The 11,312-nt window shown below is 42.4% G+C and carries 11 protein-coding genes; 6 read left to right on the forward strand and 5 right to left on the reverse strand.

The window, feature by feature from the left end; all coding sequences use genetic code 11:
• The 3 genes from VF500_RS12520 to VF500_RS12530 form a co-directional block, all read right to left on the reverse strand.
• On the reverse strand, positions 1–310 hold a 310-nt coding region (locus VF500_RS12520), incomplete at its 3' end, for a PTS sugar transporter subunit IIC (RefSeq protein ID WP_330859995.1).
• Positions 311–349: 39 nt separating this feature from the next.
• Complete coding sequence (locus VF500_RS12525) at positions 350–820, reverse strand: PTS sugar transporter subunit IIB (RefSeq protein ID WP_330859996.1); 471 nt, start codon at positions 818–820, stop codon at positions 350–352.
• On the reverse strand, positions 813–1,250 hold the full coding sequence (locus tag VF500_RS12530) for a hypothetical protein (protein ID WP_330859997.1): 438 nt from the start codon (positions 1,248–1,250) through the stop codon (positions 813–815). Before VF500_RS12530 ends, VF500_RS12525 begins: the two co-directional genes overlap by 8 nt.
• 357 nt (positions 1,251–1,607) lie before the next feature.
• Here VF500_RS12530 and VF500_RS12535 point away from each other — a divergent pair, with 357 nt between their 5' ends.
• The 6 genes from VF500_RS12535 (at position 1,608) to VF500_RS12560 (ending at position 7,870) form a co-directional block, all read left to right on the forward strand.
• Complete coding sequence (locus tag VF500_RS12535; RefSeq protein ID WP_330859998.1) at positions 1,608–3,449, forward strand: glycoside hydrolase family 9 protein; 1,842 nt, start codon at positions 1,608–1,610, stop codon at positions 3,447–3,449.
• Positions 3,398–4,609, forward strand: coding sequence for a redoxin family protein (locus tag VF500_RS12540; protein ID WP_330859999.1), 1,212 nt, complete (start codon positions 3,398–3,400; stop codon positions 4,607–4,609). Before VF500_RS12535 ends, VF500_RS12540 begins: the two co-directional genes overlap by 52 nt.
• 6 nt (positions 4,610–4,615) lie before the next feature.
• Positions 4,616–5,368: a ThuA domain-containing protein gene (locus VF500_RS12545; protein WP_330860000.1), complete on the forward strand. Its 753-nt coding sequence runs from the start codon at positions 4,616–4,618 to the stop codon at positions 5,366–5,368.
• A gap of 25 nt (positions 5,369–5,393) precedes the next feature.
• On the forward strand, positions 5,394–6,152 hold the full coding sequence (locus VF500_RS12550; protein WP_330860001.1) for a ThuA domain-containing protein: 759 nt from the start codon (positions 5,394–5,396) through the stop codon (positions 6,150–6,152).
• Positions 6,153–6,571: 419 nt separating this feature from the next.
• Positions 6,572–7,093 (forward strand): hypothetical protein, encoded by a 522-nt coding sequence (locus tag VF500_RS12555; protein WP_330860002.1) that lies wholly within the window; start codon positions 6,572–6,574, stop codon positions 7,091–7,093.
• An 18-nt stretch (positions 7,094–7,111) separates the two neighbouring features.
• Positions 7,112–7,870, forward strand: coding sequence for a ThuA domain-containing protein (locus VF500_RS12560; RefSeq protein WP_330860003.1), 759 nt, complete (start codon positions 7,112–7,114; stop codon positions 7,868–7,870).
• A gap of 63 nt (positions 7,871–7,933) precedes the next feature.
• On the opposite strand, the gene VF500_RS12565 is transcribed toward VF500_RS12560, so the two are convergent.
• Positions 7,934–10,846 carry a triple tyrosine motif-containing protein gene (locus VF500_RS12565; protein ID WP_330860004.1) on the reverse strand — a complete coding sequence of 971 codons (2,913 nt, stop codon included), beginning with the start codon at positions 10,844–10,846 and terminating at the stop codon, positions 7,934–7,936.
• A gap of 257 nt (positions 10,847–11,103) precedes the next feature.
• Positions 11,104–11,312, reverse strand: a 209-nt coding sequence (locus tag VF500_RS12570; protein WP_330860005.1) for a ThuA domain-containing protein, incomplete at its 5' end; no start/stop codon positions are given.

An 11,312-nucleotide genomic window follows, 5' to 3' on the forward strand; every position in this document is an offset into this window, starting at 1 on the left:
CGGCCAGTATGGAAACAGGTACGGCTATGGCAAGTGCTATGGCAGGTCCTTTACCCGAGATAATGGCAAATGCGGTACCCAATACGCCACCGGTGATCACATCAGGCGGAATAGCTGCGCCAACTTTGATATTGCCCATGAATATTAACTCCAGGGTAGCACCAATAATCACACCCTGCGTTACATCGCCAAGCACCAGGCCAACCAGCGGGCCAAGCACAAGGGGGCGACTGAGCAGCGTAGTGCCCAAAAAATCTTCCGAATGTCCAAACATCGCTATCAGCGCGATGAGCAAGTATGATACTGACAAGGATTAAATGATTGTTTGTATTGGTTTAAAATCTGTTTGTTAAATAAGGCTTGCTACAAGGTGTTTATTATCGGTAGGTACCTGTCGCACTTCCAGTTCAAGGCCTTTTGCAATCATCTCACGAATGATAGTTATATCATCGTCATTAACTGCTATCGCTTTTGAGATCAGTTTTGACCCTTCTTTTGACCGTAATCCGCCAAAGTTTATGGTTGTTATCTCCGCTACTTCAGCAGCCAGCGCAGCGGCATCTTTAACGCTGTTTATCAGGATCAAAACTTTAGCGTTTTTGCTCTTTTCATCATTCAAAAAAACAGCCGCATCTTTTACCGACTTAATCAGGAGTTTAGTACCTGCAGGTTTGGCCAGGCCGAGGGTCATCTTCATAAATTCGTCCTTGGCCACCTTATCGTTGGCTATCAGCAGGCAATCGGCGCCGAGGGCCGGTGTCCATGTAAAAGCAACCTGTCCGTGTACCAGCCTGTCATCTATGCGGGTTAGCTTAATCATGTGCTTCCTCCTGGTTTTGCGAGGTCAAAAGTTTATTTACGTATACCATTTGTTGTTTTGCGTTTTCAATAGCCTCTTCAATTACTTCTTCGGCGGGCGTATCGGTATCGGCCAGTATAATTTCTATTACGAGCGGCAGGTTAAAGCCAGAAACAACGTGCACATTAGCCTGAAGAGCATGTTGGAGTATTTGATTGGTAACGCTGCCGCCCATGATATCCGAAAAAACGATAAGTTCATCATTATCACCAACCTGATCAAGTACCGCTTTAATATCAGCTTCTAAAGAGCGGTTTTCGTCAACATAAGCTTCTATCAAAAAAGTGTTATCCGCTGCTCCGGTAATAAGATCAAGCGATGATTTTACACCACCCGCCAGCTTGCCATGCGTTGCTATCAGAAATTTTCTTGTACCTCCGGTATTCTCCATTAATTATTAGGTTTTTGTATCCGCATTTTATGTTGCGGGGTTTCATAACTGGTTTATACAAGATATGAAATTTAATCTTTTGCAATTATCTGTCAAACTTTGTTCAATTGCTATTTTGAAGCCACTACAACACCACTACTGTTATTTATTGTGTTAATTCGGGACTAAAACGAATAAGCAAGGCAAATATGTAGGAGCAGATAGCGTTCATGGCTATTTGTAACAAATTGAGGTATTTAGCAATGGTAGTGCTAATGTAGTGGCATGAAAATATCCATCGGAAAGTTAATCTTTTAGATTTGAAGCAGGATGCAAACCCAGTTTCCTGCTGCCATTTATAATTCCTTAACTTTATATATGAACCTAAAAAAACATATAGCTATTCTTTCGTCTGTTGGCTTGTTTTTAATGAGCCTTCCGTTTTTAGCACAGGCGCAAAGTATTAAGGTAGTAACCAATCATGTGGGTTACGAGGAGAGCAAAGCCAAACGTGCCGTTATAGTGGCTGACAGTCATCTGTCATTTACCAACTTTAACCTGGTAGACGCTGAAAATGGTAATACAGTATTTACAGGGCAAGTTACTTACAGCGGCCCGGTAAATAAATGGAAGAATTTTGAATTCTGGACACTTGATTTCAGCGGCTTTACAACAGCAGGTGCTTATAAAATTCAGTTCAACTCGCCAAAAGGTGTTATTTCATCTTATCCATTTATTATAGGCAAAAACGTACTTGAAAAGGCTACGATATCTGATGTAGTATATTACTTTAAAGGACAGCGAAGCTCTGGTTTATTGGATAAAGCCGATCATCACCTGGTATTATCAGGCACAACAGATACAATTGATGCACACGGCGGCTGGTATGATGCCACCGGCGATTATGGTAAACATCTTTCGCATTTATCGTTCTCCAATTATTATAACCCGCAGCAGATCTCTTTATCGGCCTTTAGTTTGTTTAAAACTTATGAGTTATTGTCTGCCCGACCGGGAACGGACTTCCGCCAGTTTAACCGCAGGATTTTGGATGAAGCCATGTATGGGGCTGATTATTTAGTGCGAATGCAGGCTAAAAATGGTTCGTTTTACCGCTCTGTGTCTTCACCGGGGCCGGGAAAATTGGCTAAAGACCGCGTGATCCAGGCTGATGAGGGCAATTACCGGATCAAACAAACTAAAGACCAATCGTTCACCAAAACTACTACCGGCAAAAACTGGCGTAGTTATCAGGCCAGCTATCGTTCAGGAGCGGGGATTTCTATCGCAGCTTTGGCTATGGCCTCGGCCTATCAAACATCCGGTGAGTATAGCAATGCTGATTATCTGAAAGCCGCTGAAAATGCCTTTGCCTTTTTGGAGAAAGAAAACCCGCAAATGGATTATGATAAAAAGGAAAATATTCTTGATGATTATTGCGCACTAAGCGCTGCTACAGAGCTTTTTAAAGTAACCCACAAAGACGTATACAAAACGGCTGCTGAAAAGCGTGCTAATAACCTGTTGAACCGCTTAACCTCATGGAATAAATATCAAAACTTTTGGCGTGCAGACGATAAGGACAGGCCTTTCTTTCATCCTTCGGACGGAGGCTTACCTGTTGTGAGCCTGCTGTATTATTATCCCTATGCTACTGCCGAACTTCAGGCTAAGATCAAATCGGCAGTACGGAAATCAATGGAATTTGAGTTGGCGATTACGCATGAGGTGAATAACCCCTTTGGTTATAGCCGCGAACTGGTGCAGAATACTTTAGGCAACAGGCGCAGCGCTTTCTTTTTTCCGCATGACAGCGATGCATCACCATGGTGGCAGGGCGAAAATGCAAGGCTTGGCTCAGTGGCTACGGCCGCGCGGATGGCAGCTAACCTGTTTAAAGATGACAAGGCTTTTCATGATCAGCTTTCCGGCTTCGCGATTGATCAGTTAAACTGGATCCTGGGCCTTAACCCATTTGATGCCAGTATGCTACAGGGTACTGGGCATAATAACCCGGCTTATGGTTTTTTCGGCACATTTGAGTATACCAATGCTCCGGGTGGTATCGTGAACGGCATTACTTCAGGTTTTGATAACGAGGATGACATTGACTTCAATATCCCTTATGCAGTATCAGGTAAAGACTCAGACTGGCGCTGGGCCGAGCAATGGCTGCCACACACGGCCTGGTACCTGCTGGCGGTATCAACAAGCGACTAAATTATAAACCATTATACCCGGTTATGAAGAAGTTGAAGATCAATATAAGTTTAATCCTTGCGCTGTTGTTGTGCAGCCCGGTATTTTGCTTTGCTGCCGACGAGCATAAAACGCTGGCAATAGGAGCACAGGCACCCGATTTTAGTCTGCCGGGCATTGATGGTAAAACCTATACTTTACAATCATTTAAAAACGCCAAAGTACTGGTTGTGGTTTTTATGTGTAACCATTGTCCTACATCGCAAGCTTATGAGGACAGGGTGATCAAACTCACCAGCGACTATGCCTCAAAAGGAGTTAGTGTAGTGGCGATTAATCCTAATAATCCGTCCTCGTTACGTTATGACGAATTGGGATACAGTGATTTAGGCGATTCATTTGAAGATATGAAAGTGCGTGCTAAAGATAGGGGTTTCAACTTTCCATATCTGTATGACGGCGAAACTGAAATAGCCTCAAACAAATATGGCCCCGTGGCCACACCTCATATTTTTGTTTTTGACAAGGACAGGAAACTGCGCTATAATGGCCGGATAGATGATATGGAAAACCCAGCCAAAACGCCAAGATCGCAGGATGTGCGTAATGCTATTGATGCGGTGCTGGCAAGTAAAGAAATAGCGGTACCTGTTACTAAAACATTTGGCTGTTCGGTTAAATGGGCCGAGAAAAAGGACTGGATTGAGAAAGCCCAAATTCAATGGGCTAAAGAGCCAGTTAAAATAGATACCATTAATGCAGTTGGAATTGCAACTGTCGTGAAAAATCATTCGGACAGGTTGAGGCTGATCAATCTTTGGGCTACCTGGTGCGGGCCCTGTGTTGCCGAGTTTGATGACCTTGTTACGCTGAACAGGCTGTATCGCGACAGAGGGCTTGAATTTGTAAGTATCAGCGCCGATGACCCGGCTAATAAGGATAAGGCGCTGAAGTTTTTACAACGCAAGCAGTCATCAGGTACAAATTATATCTATACCGGCGATGACAAATACAAAATGATCGAGGCTGTTGATTCCAAATGGGATGGGGCTTTACCTTATACCATGCTGGTTGATCCGGAGGGCAAAGTGGTGTACAGTCACCAGGGAGCTATCGATATTGAAGAAGTTAAAAAAGTGATCTGGAATAACCCGATGATGGGGAGGATCTACAAACAATAGATGCTGATGAATAAGCTGAAATACCTTGTTGTTCTGGCAATCCCGTTTTTATTGGCGGGTAACTTACGGGCGCAGCAGTTTAAATTCAGGGCATTAGTTGTGATTTCCCGTTCGGATGATCATATCAAAATGATGACCGCCGCCAGGCCATTTTTTGAGAAATTGGGCGAAGACAATCATTTTAAAGTTGACTACACCGATGATTCGAGCAAGATCAATGATGAAAACCTGAAGAACTATGAGGTATTTGTGATGCTGCAATTAGCACCTTTTGATATCTCGTACAGTCAGCAATCCGCTTTACAGAAGTTCGTGGAGCAGGGGAAGGGTTGGGTTGGCATTCATGGCGCGGGTTTAACCGGTACGGAGTTTTTAGCTAAAGGCACCAAATACTGGCAATGGTTTGAGGATTTTATGGGCGGGGTGGTGTATTCACCGCATCCAGCTTATCAAAAAGGAATTGTTGTTATAGAAGACAGGAAGCACCCCGTCACTAAAAACCTACCTGCAAAGTTTGAGATCTCCGATGAATGGTATGAGTTTAATAAAAGTCCGCGACCCAATGTGCGCGTTTTGGCGACCGCCGATGAAACGAGCTATAAGCAAAACAAACCCATGGGGGATCATCCCATCATCTGGACGAATGAAAAATACCACCGAATGATCTATATCGGGGTAGGCCATGATCCATCCGTGTTCGCCAATCAAAGTTACACAACGCTGCTCCGGGATGCCATCCTTTGGGCAGGATCAAAATAAACCATCACCCCCGAAAATAATCGATATGAAAAAAATAATTCTTCTCTTAAGTTTTTGTCTCCTAACCGTTATCGCCGCCTGGGCTCAAAAGGCCCCGCGATTTAGAGTCATCGCCCTGTATGAAAACGGCGGGCACCATATTGAGTACTCAAAAGTAGCCAAAGTTTGGCTGGATAAACTGGCTGCCGACAGCAATTTTTCTGTCGATTATATACAAAGTACTGATACAATTAATGATGCCTTTTTAACTAATTATCAATTATTTATTCAACTGGACTACCCGCCCTATGCATGGAAAGAGAAAGCTGTAAAGGCATTTGAAAAATACATTGATGAGGGCAAAGGCGGCTGGATAGGTTTTCATCATGCGACCCTGTTAGGCGAGTTCGACGGTTACCCTATGTGGAACTGGTTCTGGAACTATATGGGTGGCATCCGTTTTAAAAATTACATAGCCACTTTTGCCAAAGGGACGGTTAATATCGAAGATAAAAAACACCCGGTAATGAAAGGTATATCGCCATCTTTCCTGGTTCAGAAGGAGGAGTGGTATACTTATGATAAAAGTCCGAGGCCTAACGTGCATGTGCTGGCATCTGTAGATGAGTCGACCTATGAGCCTAAAGATGGTATTACCATGGGGGACCATCCGGTAGTGTGGACTAATCCCGCAAAAAAAGCCCGTAACGTTTACATTTTTATGGGGCATTCGCCTTTGCTTTTTGACAGTAAAGATTATACCACACTGTTTAGTAATGCCATTTTTTGGGCGGCTGGAAAATAGATAATTCTATGAGGGCTTAATACCAAGCTTACGGAGATCGCCTTTAAGAACAGGAGGCACCTACGGAGCCAGGGACTTCATTCGGGGCTTGTGCTATAAACATGGTACTCCCACGGAGTTAATAATGAAGAATTTTTTTTCAACTCCGTGGGAGTACCATGTTTGTAGAAAAAATCACGCCTGGAAATGGCTCCGTAGGTGCCTCCTGTTTAAAAATGATACTAATACCCGGTAGCCCATTTTGCAAATAGTGTCGCAAAGCAAGTTGAGGTGAAATATCGCTATTCGTTGGTAATTAAACAATTATACATGTATTCTTAAACCTGTAGTGCTAAAGTAGTGCCCGTAAATTAACAATTTGAATACTTGTTTTTGATATTTACTTAACCGCAAACCAAGCCGTTAAACATATCACAATTATGATAAAAAAGCTCTCGTTCATTGTCCTTTTGCTGATGCCATTTATAGGCAGTGCGCAAGGAAATACCTCACCCATATTGCTGCAAATGCGCAACGGTAAAGTTTATTTTGATAACGTTTACGCCCTGAACCCGGTTTTTAAAAAGGCCGATCTGTACGCCAAAGCTCAAAACTGGTTTAAGGGAGATGAAAAGACAATAATCACTACGAGCGAAAAGAAAGGTGAGGTAACAGGCACCTATATCACCCGCGTTGACATTGGTAATACCGGCAATTATTACTTTGTGAGGATGGTGGTTGGTGTGATAGTTTATGACGCTACTTATGAGGTTAAGGTTTTTGATGTTTATGAAAAGCCGGTTGAAAAAGGCATATCAAACGAATATTCAAAAATTGAATACCGTTGGTGGGATTTCCGGCGAGGCAAACCATGGTCGACCGATGATGATCCTTTGTTCAGAGGGATAAGTACTGCTGTAACTACTGTAGTGGATTCCATTGGTAATGAAATGAGTAAATAATCCTGGTAAAGTATTACAATGAAAAAACTGATATACACTACAACGCTTTTCCTGCTGCTGTTTTTGGCAGGTAGCACCACCTTTGCCCAGCAACCTCAATTTAAAGTACTGGCTTTATACTCAACTAATGTTGAAAGCGATCACGTTGATTTTGCCATGGATGCCATGAAGTTTTATGGCAAAATGGCAAAGATAAAAGGCTTTGCATTTGATACCACCAGTAACTGGGGTGATTTGAACGACGAAAAACTTAAGAATTACCAGGTAGTTGTTTGGCTTAATGAGTTTCCGCATAACCAGGCACAGCGAAGCGCGTTTGAAAAGTTTATGTCCGGTGGCGGTGCATGGCTTGGCTTCCATGTATCTGGCTATAATGATAAGTATACCAAATGGCCCTGGTTTGTTGATTTTTTAGGGGCTACTTTTTACAACAATAACTGGCCGCCGCTGCCTGCTAAAATGATTGTAGATGATAATACCCACCCGGTAACCAAAAGCCTGGGTAAAAGCTATGTTGCACCTATTAATGAGTGGTATGGCTGGAAACCGAACCCTCGTGATAATAAAGACATCAAAGTACTGGTAACGCTCGATCCTGCCAATTATCCGCTGGGTAAAAAGGATATCATCCGCGATGGAGATATCCCCGTGGTGTGGACGAATACCAAATACAAAATGCTGTACATGAACATGGGCCATGGCGACCTGATATTTACATCGCCCGAACAAAACCAGATGTTTGAGGACGCCCTGTTGTGGTTAGCTGCCAAAAAATAGTTTTGTTTAGGTATCCGTCGATATAAAAAAACATGTTTCAGCAGAGGACATGACTTTTTGCTATCATTTAGTCACCTCTATTAAAAAATCATAAAGATTTGTTTCGGTTGATAACTGCAATTTTTTGCGTACCCGGTAACGACTGATCTCTACACCTTTTAGCGAGATATTGAGTAACTGGGCAATCTCTTTTGATGACAGGTTTAACCGCAAATAAGCACATAATTTTAAGTCAGTTGAGCTCAAGCCCGGGAACTTAGCCTTCATGGTGGTTATAAAGTTATTATGTACTTGGTCAAAATACATAGAGAAGTTATCCCAATCATCGTCGCTTTTTTCAGTATCGCTTAATAGCTTAAACACACTTCTAAATTGGTAAGATGCATCAGGGATATTTAGCTTTTTAATGAGCACCATTAACTCATCCTTAATATTTAGCAGCAATTTACCGCGGTCAACCATTTGCATGGTGAGGGTGGCCAGTTCCTTATTTTTATAGGTTAGTTCGGATTCGAGTTTTTCGTTTTTAAGTGCGATGATCTCTTTATCATTCCTGTCGAGCTCCAGGCTATGGAGGTAGCTTAATCTTTTTTGCTCTTCTTCATGGCGTTGCTGATGCAGTTCAAAACGTTTTTGTTGTGCTTTTACGCCAATATAAACCACATAGGCTATGATCAGGAAATAGACCAGGTAAGCCCAAACAGTTTGGTACCATGCCGGCTCAACAATGAAAGTATAATTAACCGGTGCGGAAGCTGCCCCCAGATTATTACGTGCTTTTACCGAAAAGGTGTATTTGCCGTAAGGAAGGTTGGTATAATCCTTCTCAGTTTTTACCGACCATTGCGACCATTCCTTATCAAAGCCTATAAGTTTATAGCTAAACTCTTCGTTGCTTTTTTGAGCGAACAGGGTAGAGGTATATTCAAAATGAAAGGAATTCCAGTGTTTGGATAACGAAGCTATCTGTTGGGTGTTTTGTGCCGAAACGATCTTGTCGTTTTTGACAAAATATCCTCCAAAAATAAGACTGTCCTTTTCTGCTATGGCTTTTACCGTGGTAATCAATACATTAAGCTTATTTTCTGATGATACGTATTGACGGTAATTTAAATGGAATACACCGTTATTTGAACCGATAAAGATATTCTCCATATCGTGGGGATAAATGTATTCTGCTCCTTTTACCGTTTGTCCGGCCAGTTCGGGGAAATAGATCACCTTGTAAGGTAAATTAGCTGATCTTTTACCAAAATCAATTACTCCAACCCGCTGATTACTGATAAACCAGATGTTGCCTTTACTATCTTCGGTAAGGAACTCAATTTTTGCTTTATCAAATATAGGCTTATAAAAAGCCGACCGTGTGAAGTCGCCCTCGGTGACATTATACTCGTAAACGCCTTTTTCGGTAGCAGCTATTATTTTATTTTTAATAAAATACACGTGATTATTTAGCGCAGATGGTAAGCCGCTTTTTTGAGTGTATTGGGTATAACCAAGTATCTTTTTTCTATCGGCAGATAGCTGTACTTTAAAAATGCCCCTGTAGGGATGTGTGGCCCAGACAAAGTTGCTTTTATCTACCGCAAGGTTTCCTAATGACTCATAAATGCCATCTATTTTTCCTTCAAAACTAATCCCATTGTTGTTGTATTTTAAAAGCTGAAAGCCAGTGTAGGTGCCCGCTATAATATCCTGCGATGCAGGAAAAGTCTTCATCATCCAGGCACCCGGCCCTGGGGTTATCAACTTAGCCTGGTTATTATCTATTTGTAAAACACCCTCCTGATGACCGGCTAATAAATGCCCGTTGATCTGCGTAAGACTTAAAACCTGCCCTTTAGTGTTCGCTACTTCAGTGAACGTACCGGTAGTCATGCTGATATCCTTTTGCTGTGCATTTAACGGAGCGGAGTATAAGCCATTTGATGTTCCGATAAACAGCCTGTTGTTAAATATACTTACGGCATTGCTCTTTATCATGTTTTCACGATTGGGATAAATATTCTTAACCGAAGTGTTGTAGTTGATAAAATCAAGCCCGTTCTCCAGTCCAAGCCATAAATTGCGATTGTTATCTAACAGTACACCATGAACATTATTATTCTGTAATCCCCGGTTGTTGGAGAATTGCTCAATCAGTTTGCCCTTTCCGTCAATAATAATCAACCCTTTTGCCGAGGTGCCGATGGCATATCTGTCGGTGCCAATTTTTTGAACGTAGTTTATGAGATCGGTAAGCAGGATGCCATCGGTAGCAGTAGTTTTTTTTATCAACGAGGCGCCCGTCATGATAAAGAGCCCGTTTTTGCGGGTAGTTACCAGTAAGGTATCTTTATTAAACTCCGTTATGCCGGTGATGCTTAAGCTGGTGGTGGGTTGTTGTACACAGGCTTGCCAGCGTGAATCTTTAAAAACAACCAGGCCTATAGCTTTATCATGGGCAAATAATCTGCCACCTGCCTGGCTTAACAGGATCCATCCGCCGGGTGCATCAAAGGTGCGCATGGCGTTGTTCTTTAATTCAAAGATGCATTCTATGGTACGGAAAAACACCTCGCCGTTATGAATAACAATATCCCAGATGTCGGCAAACTGTCTCGCTTTTAGGGGGAGGAGTTGTTTAAGTGAATGAAATTTAAGGATCCCTGCATCGTTCGGAAAAAAGTAGCCGACTTCATCCTGCCCGCCAACGTAAATGCGACCGGTAGAGTCAATGGCCACAGACTTTATGGCGCTTTTATTGGGCAGGGGATAAGTTTTCCAGTAGCTGCCATCGAATGTAAGCAGACCTTCATCATTGGCAAAGTAAAGGATTCCGTTTTTGTCCTGCTTAATGTCCCAGATCTCACTTCCTGCATTATAATCATTATGGGTATAGTTTTTAATGGCAGGGGTACCAAGTGTGGTTTGAGCGAAAGATGTACATATGAATGCACGCAGAACAATGATAAATAGGATGCACTTCTTCATTAACGGATTAATGTGGCGGTTGAGTAAAACTCAGTTAGTAATACAGCCCGGCCTGGTTAGGAGCCGACTGGTTGAGAGCCGTAATTTAATTAACATTTTACATATACTACACAGCTAATTATCGCCAAATAGGACTAAACGAAAAAGTAGCATGTGTTTTAAACCTGCAATGGATTGCTGTAGAGGTATTGTAGGGGCTTGTTTGATGGTTTTAAAACAATAGTTATCGGACTTAAATTATGCTTTCAGCAAAAAGATCATTTGTTAGCGGCCCAGAATATCGCGTTGCGGAACAAAGTTGTAAAGGCGGTATCATCAAAAAGCTGCGGGAAATGCCCCATGGCTATGTAAACGTTTCGGGCTTTAAAGTGCTCGTTCGTCCAGATCACGGGATGATCGCCCATTTTTACATCCTTATTGGGCAAATAGCTTGCTTCATCGATGCTTGCCAGTACATGTACATTGG

It is taken from the genome of Mucilaginibacter sp. (assembly GCF_036383575.1).
Classification (GTDB): domain Bacteria; phylum Bacteroidota; class Bacteroidia; order Sphingobacteriales; family Sphingobacteriaceae; genus Mucilaginibacter.